At 68.2% G+C, this 12,833-nt stretch carries 13 protein-coding genes; all 13 read left to right on the forward strand.

Features of this window, described 5'->3' with window-relative positions:
- The first annotated feature begins 26 nt into the window (after positions 1 to 26).
- The 13 genes from murJ to JQ639_RS25340 all read left to right on the forward strand — a co-directional run bounded on the left by murJ (position 27) and on the right by JQ639_RS25340 (position 12,776).
- Positions 27 to 1,565 carry a murein biosynthesis integral membrane protein MurJ gene (gene murJ, locus JQ639_RS25280; RefSeq protein WP_211968813.1) on the forward strand — a complete coding sequence of 513 codons (1,539 nt, stop codon included), beginning with the start codon at positions 27 to 29 and terminating at the stop codon, positions 1,563 to 1,565.
- 102 nt (positions 1,566 to 1,667) lie between these two features.
- Positions 1,668 to 2,708, forward strand: a complete 1,041-nt coding sequence (gene trpS / locus JQ639_RS25285) for a tryptophan--tRNA ligase (RefSeq protein ID WP_211968812.1) — start codon at positions 1,668 to 1,670, stop codon at positions 2,706 to 2,708.
- An 89-nt stretch (positions 2,709 to 2,797) separates the two neighbouring features.
- Positions 2,798 to 3,292, forward strand: coding sequence for a universal stress protein (locus JQ639_RS25290; RefSeq protein WP_211968811.1), 495 nt, complete (start codon positions 2,798 to 2,800; stop codon positions 3,290 to 3,292).
- 213 nt (positions 3,293 to 3,505) lie between these two features.
- Positions 3,506 to 4,063 (forward strand): NifU family protein, encoded by a 558-nt coding sequence (locus JQ639_RS25295; protein ID WP_211968810.1) that lies wholly within the window; start codon positions 3,506 to 3,508, stop codon positions 4,061 to 4,063.
- A 111-nt stretch (positions 4,064 to 4,174) separates the two neighbouring features.
- A complete protein-coding gene (tsaB, locus tag JQ639_RS25300; RefSeq protein WP_211969072.1) occupies positions 4,175 to 4,855 on the forward strand; it encodes a tRNA (adenosine(37)-N6)-threonylcarbamoyltransferase complex dimerization subunit type 1 TsaB in 681 nt (226 codons plus the stop codon).
- Between the two features lie 78 nt (positions 4,856 to 4,933).
- Complete coding sequence (gene rimI, locus JQ639_RS25305) at positions 4,934 to 5,419, forward strand: ribosomal protein S18-alanine N-acetyltransferase (protein WP_211968809.1); 486 nt, start codon at positions 4,934 to 4,936, stop codon at positions 5,417 to 5,419.
- Positions 5,420 to 5,533: 114 nt separating this feature from the next.
- Positions 5,534 to 5,986 (forward strand): Fur family transcriptional regulator, encoded by a 453-nt coding sequence (locus JQ639_RS25310; RefSeq protein WP_211969071.1) that lies wholly within the window; start codon positions 5,534 to 5,536, stop codon positions 5,984 to 5,986.
- Positions 5,987 to 6,355: 369 nt separating this feature from the next.
- Positions 6,356 to 7,762 carry a tRNA (N6-isopentenyl adenosine(37)-C2)-methylthiotransferase MiaB gene (miaB, locus tag JQ639_RS25315; RefSeq protein WP_211968808.1) on the forward strand — a complete coding sequence of 469 codons (1,407 nt, stop codon included), beginning with the start codon at positions 6,356 to 6,358 and terminating at the stop codon, positions 7,760 to 7,762.
- 4 nt (positions 7,763 to 7,766) lie between these two features.
- On the forward strand, positions 7,767 to 8,858 hold the full coding sequence (locus JQ639_RS25320; protein WP_211968807.1) for a PhoH family protein: 1,092 nt from the start codon (positions 7,767 to 7,769) through the stop codon (positions 8,856 to 8,858).
- Between the two features lie 28 nt (positions 8,859 to 8,886).
- Complete coding sequence (gene ybeY / locus JQ639_RS25325) at positions 8,887 to 9,399, forward strand: rRNA maturation RNase YbeY (RefSeq protein ID WP_211968806.1); 513 nt, start codon at positions 8,887 to 8,889, stop codon at positions 9,397 to 9,399.
- Positions 9,396 to 10,526 (forward strand): hemolysin family protein, encoded by a 1,131-nt coding sequence (locus tag JQ639_RS25330; protein ID WP_371745171.1) that lies wholly within the window; start codon positions 9,396 to 9,398, stop codon positions 10,524 to 10,526. Before ybeY ends, JQ639_RS25330 begins: the two co-directional genes overlap by 4 nt.
- 5 nt (positions 10,527 to 10,531) lie before the next feature.
- The gene (gene lnt, locus JQ639_RS25335; RefSeq protein ID WP_211969069.1) at positions 10,532 to 12,145 is read left to right on the forward strand and encodes an apolipoprotein N-acyltransferase; all 1,614 of its coding nucleotides are present in this window, start codon (positions 10,532 to 10,534) and stop codon (positions 12,143 to 12,145) included.
- Between the two features lie 211 nt (positions 12,146 to 12,356).
- Positions 12,357 to 12,776 carry a helix-turn-helix domain-containing protein gene (locus JQ639_RS25340; RefSeq protein WP_211968805.1) on the forward strand — a complete coding sequence of 140 codons (420 nt, stop codon included), beginning with the start codon at positions 12,357 to 12,359 and terminating at the stop codon, positions 12,774 to 12,776.
- The last annotated feature ends 57 nt before the right edge of the window (positions 12,777 to 12,833 follow it).

Raw genomic sequence — 12,833 nt, forward strand, 5'->3', positions numbered from 1 at the left:
CCAGAGCCGGAAACCAGACCGCCGCCATGATTCGCCACGTCGTCACGGTCTCATCGGGAACGCTGACCTCGCGCCTGCTGGGCTTCGTGCGCGATTCCCTGACCGCGGCGCTGCTCGGCGCCGGCCCGGTCGCCGATGCCTTCCTCGTCGCCTTCCAGTTCATCAATGTCACCCGCCGCCTGCTGGCCGAAGGTGCGCTCAACGCGGCGCTGGTGCCCGGCTATCTGCGCGCCCGCGACAGCGGCGGCCCGGTCGCCGCCGCAGCCTTCGCCGGCCGCGTCATGGGCACGATGAGCCTGATCCTGATCGTCATCGCCGTGATGCTCGGCCTGCTGATGCCGCAGGTGATGAGCTTTCTCGCGCCGGGCTTCGTCGCCGGCACGCTCGACAGCGCGGTCGCCGACGCGCGGCTGATGCTGCCGTATTTCGCGTTCGTCGGGCCGGTCACGGTGATGATGGGCGTGCTCAATGCCGAGCACCGCTTCCTGCTCAGCGCGTTCTCGCCGTTGTTGTTCAACATCACGCTGATCGGCGTAACGCTGCTGCTGATGTTGCGCGGCGCAAACATCGCCTTCGCCGCCACAGCAATGGCGGCGACCGTCGGCCTCGCCGGCCTGCTGCAGACGCTGGTGCTGATCCAGCGCCGCCGCGACCGCGAAGGCCTCGCCCATCCGGTCCGCGCGAGCTTCGACCCGGAGATGCGCGCCTTCCTGCGCAAGGCCGTGCCCGGCATGTTCGCCAATGCAGGACCCCAGTTCCTGATGGTCGCCGGCGCCATCCTGGCGTCGTCGTCGCCGGCCGCGGTGTCGTGGCTGTATTTCGCCAACCGCCTGATCGAGCTGCCGCTCGGCGTCGTCGGCGTCGCGATGGGCACGGTGCTGGTGCCGTCGCTGACCCGCGCCGTGCATGACGGCGACCGTCCGGCGCTGGTGAAAACGGAATCGCGCGGCGTCGAGTTCGCGGTCGGCCTCGTGCTGCCGGCAACGCTGGGGCTGATCGTGCTGTCCGAGTTGATCGTGCGGGTGCTGTTCGAGCACGGCGCCTTCACCGCGGAGGATACCCGCGCCACCGCGCAGGCGCTGATGGTGCTGGCGCTGGGGCTGCCGGCGCATGTGCTGGTGAAGACCCTGTCGCCGGCGTTCTTCGCCCGCGACAACACCGCGATTCCGCTGTGGGCGACGCTGGCCGGCCTCGCTGCCGCGGTGATCGCCGGCCTGCTGCTCGGCCCGCGGTTCGGCGCCAACGGTGTCGCCGTCAGCATCGCGCTCGGCGCCTGGTGCTGTGCCGGCGTCCTGCTGTGGCGCGGCGCCGGCGCGTTCGGACTGTCGCTCGACGACGCGGCACGGCGGCGGCTGCCGCGGATCGTCGGCGCTGCCGTGATCATGGGCGCGGTGCTGTGGCTCGCCGAAGCGTTCGTGGCGCCGGTCACCGCAGAGGCGCATTTCACGGCCCAGCTCACCATTCTCGGCGGCCTCGTCGCGGTCGGGCTCGCGCTGTACGGCCTGCTGCTGGAGTTGCTGGGCATCGTCAGCTGGAGCCAGGCGATCGACGACTTGCGCGCCTGAGGCGCGCGTGGCAAGGGACGCCTCTAGCGCTGCCGGTTGCGGGGCACTCGGCGTGGGGCCAGCACCTTAGATCTCTTTCGAACGACGGCCAGGAACGAAGCAATGACGACCAAACAACTGGTGTTCTCCGGCGTGCAGCCGACCGGCAACCTGCATCTCGGCAACTACCTCGGCGCCATCGTCAATTTCGTCAAGCTGCAGCAGACCCACGAGTGCATCTACTGCGTGGTGGACATGCATGCCATCACCGTGTGGCAGGACCCGGCCGAGCTGACCAAGGCGACGCGCGAGGTCGCCGCCGCCTTCATCGCCGCCGGCATCGACCCCAAGGCGCACATCATCTTCAACCAGAGCCAGGTGTCCGGCCATGCCGAGCTCGCCTGGGTGTTCAACTGCGTCGCCCGCCTCGGCTGGCTCAACCGCATGACCCAGTTCAAGGAGAAGGCCGGCAAGGACCGCGAGAACGCCTCGGTCGGTCTCTATGCCTACCCCAACCTGATGGCGGCGGACATTCTGGTCTACCGCGCCACCCATGTGCCGGTGGGCGAGGACCAGAAGCAGCACCTCGAGCTGGCGCGCGACATCGCTCAGAAGTTCAACAACGACTTCGGCGACCAGATCCGCCAGCAGGGTTTTGCCGACGGCCTGTTCTTCCCACAGCCGGAGCCACTGATCACCGGGCCCGCGACGCGGGTGATGAGCCTGCGCGACGGCACCAAGAAGATGTCGAAGTCCGACCCGTCGGACTACTCGCGCATCAATCTCAGCGACGACGCCGACGCCATCGCCCAGAAGGTGCGCAAGGCCAAGACCGATCCGGAACCGCTGCCGACCGAGGAAAAGGGACTGGAGCACCGCCCCGAGGCCGACAACCTCGTCGGCATCTATGCGGCGCTGTCGGGCCGTCCCAAGCCCGACATCCTGCAGGAGTTCGGCGGCGGCCAGTTCTCCAGCTTCAAGTCGAACCTCGTCGATCTCGCTGTCGAGAAGCTCGGGCCGATCGGCGCCGAGATGAAGCGCCTGACCAGCGACACCAGCTACATCGACAGCATCCTGTCGGACGGCGCCGACCGCGCCCGCGTCATCGCCGACCAGACCATGAACACGGTCAAGGACATCGTCGGCTTCATCCGCAAGAAGTAAGACCAACCGACGCAAGGGGCTTGCGTGCCGGCGCGGCGGACGCGAAGCTCGATGCGACCGGGACGATCCCGGCGAACATCGAGGCTTGCATGACCACGCCGCGCCGCGCCTACGAAGCCGGCCACGCGCCGAAGTGCCTGGTGATCGTCGACGACACCGCCGAAGCCGACCGCGCGGTGCGCTACGCCAGCCGCTGGGCGCTGCGCAACAGCGGCGGCGTGGTGATGCTGCGGGTGATCGACACCGAGGATCACAACCAGCAATGGCTCGGCGTCGCCGACATCATGCGCGCCGAAGCCCATGAGACCGCCAACGCAGCGCTCGACGCCGCGGCAGCGCGGGCGGCCGACGTCGCCGGCATCACCCCGGCGCGGGTGATCCGCGAGGGCAGCGCCGGGGCGCAGATCCTCGACGTCATCGCGACCGACCCCGACATTGTGCTGCTGGTGCTCGCCGCCGCCACCGGTGTCGAGGGCCCCGGGCCGATCATCACCGCGGTCACGGCGCTGGCCGGCACATTTCCGATCCCGGTGACGCTGGTTCCGGGGAACCTCGACGCCGCCGACATTGCCGCCCTGACCTGACCGCGGCGCCACAAAGACGTCACCAACCCCTTGATCGAGCTGCCAAAGAGGCTATGTCTGCGGCATGGGCGCTGCCGCGCCGCAGCCATGCCGGCCACCGCGTTTCCGGGCGCCGCGTTCGGCGCTAAGGTGCGGGAGGCCTCGACGGCCTCCATTCCCGCCTCAACCCTTGGGCCGCGCCGGCCTTGAACCGGCGATGTGCCGGAGACAGCGATGTTCATTCAGACCGAAGCGACCCCCAATCCCGCGACCCTCAAGTTCCTGCCCGGCCGCAACGTGCTCGGCGACGGCACCATGGAATTCCGCGACCGCAGCGAAGCCGGCCGCTCGCCGCTCGCCGAACGGCTGTTCGCCGTGCCCGGCGTCACCGGCGTGTTCTACGGCGCCGACTTCGTTACCGTGACCAAGGATGACAGCGACTGGCAGCACCTCAAGCCGGCCGTGCTCGGCGCCATCATGGAACACTATATGTCGGGCGAGCCGCTGCTCGGCGACGGCGCGCATCAGGCGGACGCGGACGAGTTCTTCAATGAGGCCGACGCCGAGACCGTCGACATCATCAAGGAGCTGATCGAGACGCGCGTGCGCCCGGCCGTCGCCAATGATGGCGGCGACATCACTTTCCGCGGCTTCAAGGACGGCATCGTCTATCTCGACATGAAGGGCTCGTGCGCCGGCTGCCCGTCGTCGACCGCCACGCTGCAGCATGGCATCCAGAACCTGCTGCGGCACTTCGTGCCGGATGTCGTCGAGGTCCGCCCGATGGCGTAAGCCATCCCGCGACATCTGCGATTTTGCCAGGGGCAGGCGTGGAAACGCTTGCCCCTTCATCGTTTGCCGGGCAGTTTGCCGCCGAATGCATCCGCCTTGCCGCCAGAGACCATGCTGATCCTCGCCATCGATACCGCGCTCGACGCTTGTGCCGCCGCCGTGCTCGACACCGACGCCAACGCGCTGCGCGCGCAGGAATCGCAGGCGATGAAGCGCGGCCACGCCGAGGCGCTGCTGCCGCTGCTCGACCGCGTGATGCACGCCGCCGGCGTGCCGTTTGCCGACCTCGACCGCATCGCGGTGACCACGGGCCCCGGCAGCTTCACTGGCCTGCGCGTCGGCCTGTCGGCGGCGCGCGGCATTGCACTTGCGGCCAGCAAGCCGGTCGTCGGCGTCACCACGCTGTCGGCGTTCGCCGCCGCGCCGGTGAGCGAGAATGGCGAGGCGCCGGTGATCTCGGTGATCGACGCGCGTCACGACCAGGTCTATCTGCAGGTGGTCAGCGGCAGCGGCGGCACCCTGGTGCGCCCGCGCCTCGCGACGATCGCCGACGCCCTGGAGACCGCGCAGTTCGGCGCGCCGCGCCTCGTCGGCAACGCGGCGCAGCTGGTGGCCGACCGCTGGCCCGGCGACGCGCCGCCGCCGGTGGAGGTGATGGCGCGCCCCGCTCCCGACATCGCCTGGGTCGCCTGGCTCGGCGCCGCGGTCAGTCCCGACGCGGCCCCCGCCCGGCCCTACTATCTGCGGGCGCCCGACGCCAAGCCGCAGGCCGCCGCGCTGCCGACCCTGTAGCGCCACGCCGGCCGGTTCCCTTGCCTCCCGGCATCGTATAAGCCTGCATCATCGTTCTGCCCGATCCGATACCGCACCATGCGCCGTCTTCTCGCGAACCTGTTCGGCTCGATCCCGCCCGTCGTGGAGACGGCGCAGCTCGGCGACGTACATCAGCTTGCACAGCTGCACGGCGCCTCATTTCACCGCGGCTGGGGCGCCGGTGAATTCGAGCAGATGATCCTCGATCGCAACACGCTGACCCACCGGCTGCGGCAAGGGCGGCAGATCATCGGCTTCTCGGTGTCGCGCATCGCGCTGGATGAGGCGGAGATCCTGTCGATCGCGATCACCGCCGCGCGGCGTGGCAAGGGCCTGTCGCGCGCGCTGCTGCAGACCCATCTCGGCCATCTCGCCGGCCGCGGCGTGCACAAGGTGTTCCTCGAGGTCGAGGAGAACAACCAGCCGGCGCGCCGCCTCTATGAACGCATGGGCTTTCGCACCGTGGGCCGGCGCGAGCGCTATTACCGCGATGCCAGCGGCCAACAATTGAACGCGCTGGTGATGCAGCGCGACTTGTCGTAACCCGCGCCCGGTGGCAAAACAGGCCGACGACAAGAGCCCGGCCGCACACCGGGCTGGTATCCGCCTGCCCATGCCGGCCGGATGTCGCACACCAAAACGATCTGGAACGACTTCATGACGATCCTCAAGCCGGTAGCCGCTGCTCCGACCGACATCGAAAAGCGTTGCGCCGCGACAGGCATGCGCATGACCGAGCAGCGCCGCGTGATCGCGCGCGTGCTGGCGGAGGCGGAGGATCATCCGGACGTCGAGGAACTGTACCGCCGCTGCGTCGCCGTCGACGACAAGATCTCGATCTCCACCGTCTATCGCACCGTGAAGCTGTTCGAGGATGCCGGCATCATCGAGCGCCACGACTTTCGCGAGGGGCGCGCGCGCTATGAGCCGGTGCCCGACAGCCACCACGACCACCTGATCAATCTGCGCGACGGCAAGGTGATCGAATTCACCTCCGACGAAATCGAGAAGCTGCAGGCCGAGATCGCCCGCAAGCTCGGCTACCGCCTGGTCGATCACCGCCTCGAGCTGTATTGCGTTCCGCTCGACGACACCGATCCGACCTCCTGAGCGCGGTCGGAACGCATTCCTTGTTCGTGGTGTCCTGTCTCCTCATGATCAGCAGCACGGGAAAGCCGCGCGTCTCGAACCATGAGGCCAATGAGCCGCACCATCCGGGCCTCATCCTGCGAGACGCCCGCGATGCGGGCTCCCCGGGATGAGGGTATAGCCCCGCCGGCCCCCAAAACCTGCCCGAATTGGCCCGAATCGGGCCGGATCGGCCGCAACGGCGGCCGAATAGTCTCCGAAGCTGGATTTCGCCGCCTTTTGGCGATATCCCAGCGCGGTCCCGCCGGGACGCGCCGGCGAGAGCGTTCGCCCGGTCTGCCGGCGTGAGGCGACCCGACCGGGATCGCGAACAAGAAATCACTGGAAACGATGTCCGCGCCGCGCAAGCTGCATATCAAGTCATACGGCTGTCAGATGAATGTCTACGATGCGCAACGCATGGTGGACACGCTCGCGCCTGAAGGTTTTGTCGAGACGGCCGATGCGGCCGATGCGGATCTCGTCATCCTCAATACCTGCCACATCCGCGAGAAGGCCTCCGAGAAAGTGTATTCGGAGCTCGGCCGCCTGCGCGAGGCCAAGGACGAGGCCGCGCGGCACGGCCGCAAGGTGACGATCGCCGTGGCCGGCTGTGTCGCACAGGCCGAGGGCGCGGAAATCATCCGCCGCGCGCCGGTCGTCGACGTCGTGGTCGGCCCGCAGAGCTATCACCACCTGCCGCAACTGCTGGCGCGCGCGCGCCAGGAGGGCCGCGCCCTCGAAACCGAATTTCCCGAAGACGACAAGTTCAACTTCCTGCCCGCGCCGAAGCCGGCAGCGATCCGCGCCCGCGGCGTGTCGTCGTTCGTCACCGTGCAGGAAGGCTGCGACAAGTTCTGCACGTTCTGCGTCGTGCCGTACACACGCGGCGCCGAGACCTCGCGGCCGGTGGCGCGCATCATCGACGATGTGATGCGCCTCGCCGACAACGGCGTGCGCGAGATCACGCTGATCGGCCAGAACGTCAACGCTTTCCACGGCGAAGGCCCGGACGGTACGTCATGGCCGCTCGGCCGCCTGCTGCGCCGCCTGGCGCAGATTCCGGGCATCGCTCGCCTGCGCTATTCCACCAGCCATCCGCGCGACGTCGCCGACGACCTGATCGACGCGCATCGCGACCTGCCGGCGCTGATGCCGTTCGTGCACCTGCCGGTGCAGTCGGGATCGGACCGCATTCTCGCCGCCATGAACCGCAAGCATACCGCCGATGATTATCGGCGTGTCATCGACCGGTTCCGTACCGTGCGGGAAGACATTGCTTTTTCTTCTGATTTCATCGTCGGCTTTCCCGGCGAGACGGAGGAAGATTTTCGCGCCACCCTCGCGCTGGTCGCGCAAATCGGCTACGCTGGCTCCTATTCGTTCAAGTATTCGCCGCGGCCGGGAACGCCTGCGGCGGACATGCAGGAGATGGTTGCGACCGCAGTGATGGACGAGCGTTTGGCGCGGCTCCAGGAACTGATCGACAGTCAGCAATCGGCCTTCAACAAGGCCGCTGTGGGCAGGACCGTCGATGTGCTGTTCGAACGCACCGCGCGCAACGACGGCCAGATCGTCGGCCGCACGGCCTATCTGCAACCGGCCCATGTGATGGCCTCGCCCGACATCATCGGCCAGATCCTGCCCGTGCACATCGAAAGCCTGGAGCGCTACAGCCTGCTCGGCACGCTCACGGCCCCACCCGCGACCGCCGCACGCCCCGCCACGACGACAGTCCCAGCGACAACCGGAGCCTGAGCCCTTGCCAAAGAGCGCCTCGGATTCACCCTCCCTCGCCCCTGGCCGCAAGCTCGACCGCGACATTCGGACAACGCCCATCACTCCGACCACCCAAAGCGCCGAAGAGACCCAGGTCGTCGTCGCCTTCGACGATAACCGCGCGGCGTCGGCGCTCGTCGGCCCCTACGGCCAGAACCTCGCGCTGCTCGAACGCCGCCTCGGCGTCGTCGTCGATTCGCGCGGCAACCACATCACCATCGCCGGCACGCGCGACGCCTGCGACGCGGCGCGGCGGGTGCTGGAGACCTTGTATGAGCAGGCGGTGCGCGGCCACGAACTGGTCCAGGGCGACGTCGAAGGCGCGATCCGCGCCGTGATCGCGCAGGGCTCGCTGTTCGACTTCGACCCCAAGATCGCCAAGACGGCGTTTGAGGAGATCAACCTGCGCAAGCGCCCGGTGCGCGCTCGCACCGCCGCGCAGGACGCCTATATCCGCGCGCTCAAGCGCAACGAAATGGTGTTCGGCATCGGCCCCGCCGGTACCGGCAAGACCTGGCTCGCGGTGGCCCACGCCGCGCAGCTGTTCGAACGCAAGGAAGTCGACCGTATCATCCTGTCGCGACCGGCGGTCGAGGCCGGCGAACGGCTCGGCTTCCTGCCCGGCGACATGCGCGAGAAGGTCGACCCTTATTTGCGCCCGATCTACGACGCGCTGTACGACCTGATGGATGCGCGAGTCGTCGAACGCGCGCTGCAGAGCGGGGAGATCGAGATCGCGCCGCTCGCGTTCATGCGCGGCCGCACGCTGACCAACGCCGCCATCATTCTCGACGAGGCGCAGAACACCACGTCGATGCAGATGAAGATGTTCCTGACGCGTCTTGGCGAGAACAGCCGCATGATCATCACCGGCGACCCCAGCCAGGTCGACCTGCCGAATGGCCAGCCCTCCGGCCTGGCCGAAGCGGCGCGGCTGCTCGATGGCGTCGAGGGCATCGCCCAGGTTCGCTTCAGCGCCGAAGACGTGATCCGTCATGAACTGGTGGCGCGCATCGTCGCGGCCTATGAAGGATCGTCCAAGGATTCGTCCAGGGCGGCGGCGCCGAAGCCCTGAGGCCACGCCCGCAGCCCAATCGACAGCCATGTCCCGCCCCGTTGCACCCGTCACCGAAATCATCGTCAGCGCCGACTGCTGGCAGGATGCCCACACCCAATATGAAGCCATCATCACCCGCGCCATCGCCGCGGCGGCGGAGGCGGCCGATGCCGACACCGCCGGCGCCGAGATCGCCGTGATGCTGACCGACGACGCCGGCATTCGCACGCTCAACCGCGACTTTCGCGGCTTCGACAAGCCGACCAACGTGCTGTCGTTTCCGGCGCCGCCGGTGCCCGGCCACGACGGCGAGGGCGCGCCCGCCTCGCTCGGCGACATCGCCATCGCCTACGAGACGACACGGCGCGAGGCCGACACCGAGCACAAAGCGTTCGAGCACCATCTCAGCCACCTCGCGGTGCACGGCTTCCTGCACCTGATCGGCTACGATCACGAGACCGACGCTGACGCCGAGGAGATGGAAGGCCTCGAGCGCACAATTCTGGCGCGGCTCGGCATCGCCGACCCCTACGCCTCCCAGGACGAGGTCAAGCCGTGAGTCCGGACCCGACCTCCGGCGGCACGGCGCAGGACGCCGGCGACACCGCCCTCGAAACGCCGCGCAACCTGCCGGTGCCGGTGCGTGAAGGCGAGGTGCTGCGCCCGGCCTCCGAAACCTGGCTGATGCGGGCGCTGCGTACGCTGTTCGGCTGGAAACCCGGCTCGCTGCGCGCCGACCTGCAGGTGGTGCTCGACGCCTCGACCCCGGACGAGACCAGCTTCAGCGCCGTCGAGCGCACCATGCTGCGCAACATCCTCGGCCTGCGCGAACGACGCATCGCCGACGTCATGGTGCCCCGCGCCGACATCGTCGCGGTCAAACGCGACATTCCCCTCGCCGAGCTGATCGCGGTTTTCGAGAGCGCGGCGCATTCGCGCCTCGTGGTTTACAACGACACGCTCGACGACCCCGAGGGCATCGTCCACATCCGCGACCTGCTGGCCTACATCGCGGCGCGCGCCAAGGTCGACCCGCAGGTCAACGCCAAGCGCAAGAAGCCGTTTCCCGCCGGCCTCGACCTGCGCGCGGTCAACCTCGCCACCAGCCTCGCCGACGCCAACATCGTGCGCAAGCTGCTGTATGTGCCGCCCTCGATGCCGGCGCACGACCTGCTGGCGAAGATGCAGGCAAGCCGCATCCATCTCGCCCTCGTGGTCGACGAATATGGCGGCACCGACGGCCTCGTCTCGCTCGAGGACATTGTCGAGCAGATCGTCGGCGAGATCGACGACGAACACGACAGCGACGAGCCGCCGGCGGTGGTGCGCCAGCCCGACAACTCTTTCATCGCCGACGCCCGCGCCAGCCTGGAGGACGTCAAATCGGTGGTCGGCGACAGCTTCGTGACCGGCGAGGCCGGCGAGGAGGTCGACACGCTCGGCGGCTATCTGGTCGCGCAGGTCGGCCGCCTGCCGGTGCGCGGCGAGATCATTTCCGGCCCCGGAGAGTACGAGATCGAGGTGCTGGACGCCGACCCGCGCCGCGTCAAGCGGCTGCGCATCGGCACCCGCAAGGAGCGCGCGACGTCGCGCCTGCGCGAACCGCGGCGGCGCGAAGCCGCCGATGTCGCGCCACGCAACCCCGAGGGCTCGCCGCCTTCCAGCGACGGGACAGCGCCGACGTGACCGTGATGACAAGGCTGCGCAAGGCCGCCCTTGCGGTGGTGCTCGCCTGGGGCTGGCGACGCGCGCTGATCGCCCTCCTCGCCGGTGCCGTGTCGGCGCTGGCGATGGCGCCGTTCAACGCCTGGCCCGTTCTGTTCATCACCTTCCCGGTCATGGTCTGGCTGATCGATGGCGCCGGCGCCGGCAAGCTCGGCGGCGTGCCGGCGGCCGCGGTCGCCGGCTGGTGGTTCGGCTTCGGCTACTTCCTCGCGGGACTGTACTGGATCGGCTACGCGTTCCTGGTCGATGCCGACATCTTCGGCTGGCTGCTGCCGTTCGCAGTCACCGCGATGCCGGCGGGGCTGGCGCTGTTCACCGCGCTCGGCTTCGCCCTCGCCCGCCTGCTGTGGACGCGAGGCGCATCGCGCATCGCCTCGCTGATGGTCGGCCTCACCATCAGCGAATGGCTGCGCGGCCACATCCTCACCGGCTTTCCATGGAATGCCTTCGGCTATGCGCTGAGCGAGCCGCTGGCACTGGCCCAGACCGCTTCGCTGATCGGCCTGTGGGGCCTGACCTTCCTCGCCATCGGCATCTTCGCCAGCCCCGCGGTGCTGATCGACGCGCGGGGGCCGAAGCCGCGCTGGTTCGAGCAGTGGTGGACCGCGCCGGCAACCGCGCTGGTCGTGCTCGCGGCGATGGGAGCTTACGGCACGCTGCGGCTGGAGCACACCCCGCTGCGCCTCGTCGAGAACGTCAAGCTGCGGCTGATGCAGCCGAACCTGCAGCAGGACGTCAAGTTCAACTATTCCGCCAAGCAGGCGGTGATGCAGAAATACCTCGAGCTGTCGGACCGCTCGACCGGGCCTGCAACCACGGGCGTCAAGGACGCCACGGTGCTGATCTGGCCGGAATCGGCGTTTCCGTTCTTCCTGACGCGCGAGGCGGACGCGATGGCTGAGATCGCCGCGCTGCTGCCGAAGGGCACCACGCTGATCACCGGCGCGGTGCGCCCGCCAGAGGGACCGCTGCGGGGGCCGATCCGTGCCTACAACTCGATCTTCGTCATCGACCATGACGGCACCATCCTCGACATCTACGACAAGCTGCACCTCGTGCCGTTCGGCGAATATCTGCCGTTCCAGGACGCCATGGAGAAGCTCGGCTTCCAGCAGCTCACCAAGCTGCGCGGCGGCTACATCCCCGGCCAGGTGCGCAAGACGCTGGAACTCGCCCATGCGCCGCCGGTGCTGCCGTTGATCTGCTACGAGGCGATCTTCCCCGGCGCTATCGTACCGCCGAACGACCGTCCGCGCTGGATCGTCAACGTCACCAACGATGGCTGGTTCGGCATCAGCACCGGGCCCTACCAGCACCTGCAGCAGGCGCGGATGCGCGTGATCGAGGAAGGCCTGCCGCTGGTCCGCGCCGCCAACACCGGGATCTCCGCGGTGATCGATCCGGTCGGCCGGATCGTCGCCCGCCTCGGCCTCGGCGTCGAGGGCGTACTGGATTCGGCGCTGCCGTCGGCGATCGCTGCGCCGCCCTATGCCCGTGTCGGCGACCTGCCGGCGGCGATCATGGTCGCATTCGCCGCCATCTGGGTCATCCGCCGCCGCCGGCAGACGGCGGCCGGCTGAACCGCCTGTCCCCAGCACCGAGCCTGTTTCTTCATCAGAAATTTGCGTCGCGTGCTGAAATCCTGGATGATGGCGCGTGCAAATGAGGAATTTACGGGCTGCGTTAATCAACCGGTAAGTTCAGAATTGACGTTAGTACACCAACGGCGTAATGGGCCGGGGGGTTTACAAGGTTCATGACAGCCATGCAGGCTCATAAGGAGTTGTGCTGATGTCGGCGAAAGCGCCCAATCCTGTTGACAAATACGTCGGCAGCCGCGTGCGGATGCGCCGGATCATGCTGGGCATGAGTCAGGAGAAGCTCGGCGAGGCGCTCGATCTCACCTTCCAGCAGATCCAGAAATACGAGAAGGGCACCAACCGGATCGGTGCCAGCCGCCTGCAGCAGATTTCCGACATCTTGCAGGTGCCGGTGTCGTTCCTGTTCGAGGGCGGCCCGACCGGCTCGGCGCACGGCGACGGCGCGACCGATGCGCCCTCGCCCGCCTATGTGTCCGACTTCCTGGCGACGTCCGAAGGACTGGCGCTGACGCGGGCCTTCACCCGGATCTCGGATCCGAAGCTGCGCCGAACCATCGTCGACCTCGTCGAACAGATGGCTGCCCGCGACCAGCAGCAGGACCGCCGCTGATCCATTCCGCCCGGCGCCGCGACCGCGACGACGCCCCTGACCTGCGCTCCGCAGGAT

The sequence above is a fragment of the Bradyrhizobium sp. U87765 SZCCT0048 genome, assembly GCF_018131225.1.
Lineage (GTDB): Bacteria > Pseudomonadota > Alphaproteobacteria > Rhizobiales > Xanthobacteraceae > Bradyrhizobium_A.

What these genes read in the sequence shown, in the direction of transcription:
- ybeY (WP_211968806.1), top strand. Translation starts at nt 8,887, where the DNA reads ATGTCCCGCCCCGTTGCACCCGTCACCGAAATCATCGTCAGCGCCGAC.
- trpS (WP_211968812.1), top strand. Translation starts at nt 1,668, where the DNA reads ATGACGACCAAACAACTGGTGTTCTCCGGCGTGCAGCCGACCGGCAAC.
- JQ639_RS25290 (WP_211968811.1), top strand. Translation starts at nt 2,798, where the DNA reads ATGACCACGCCGCGCCGCGCCTACGAAGCCGGCCACGCGCCGAAGTGC.
- miaB (WP_211968808.1), top strand. Translation starts at nt 6,356, where the DNA reads ATGTCCGCGCCGCGCAAGCTGCATATCAAGTCATACGGCTGTCAGATG.
- JQ639_RS25340 (WP_211968805.1), top strand. Translation starts at nt 12,357, where the DNA reads ATGTCGGCGAAAGCGCCCAATCCTGTTGACAAATACGTCGGCAGCCGC.
- JQ639_RS25310 (WP_211969071.1), top strand. Translation starts at nt 5,534, where the DNA reads ATGACGATCCTCAAGCCGGTAGCCGCTGCTCCGACCGACATCGAAAAG.
- JQ639_RS25295 (WP_211968810.1), top strand. Translation starts at nt 3,506, where the DNA reads ATGTTCATTCAGACCGAAGCGACCCCCAATCCCGCGACCCTCAAGTTC.
- lnt (WP_211969069.1), top strand. Translation starts at nt 10,532, where the DNA reads ATGACAAGGCTGCGCAAGGCCGCCCTTGCGGTGGTGCTCGCCTGGGGC.
- rimI (WP_211968809.1), top strand. Translation starts at nt 4,934, where the DNA reads ATGCGCCGTCTTCTCGCGAACCTGTTCGGCTCGATCCCGCCCGTCGTG.
- murJ (WP_211968813.1), top strand. Translation starts at nt 27, where the DNA reads ATGATTCGCCACGTCGTCACGGTCTCATCGGGAACGCTGACCTCGCGC.
- tsaB (WP_211969072.1), top strand. Translation starts at nt 4,175, where the DNA reads ATGCTGATCCTCGCCATCGATACCGCGCTCGACGCTTGTGCCGCCGCC.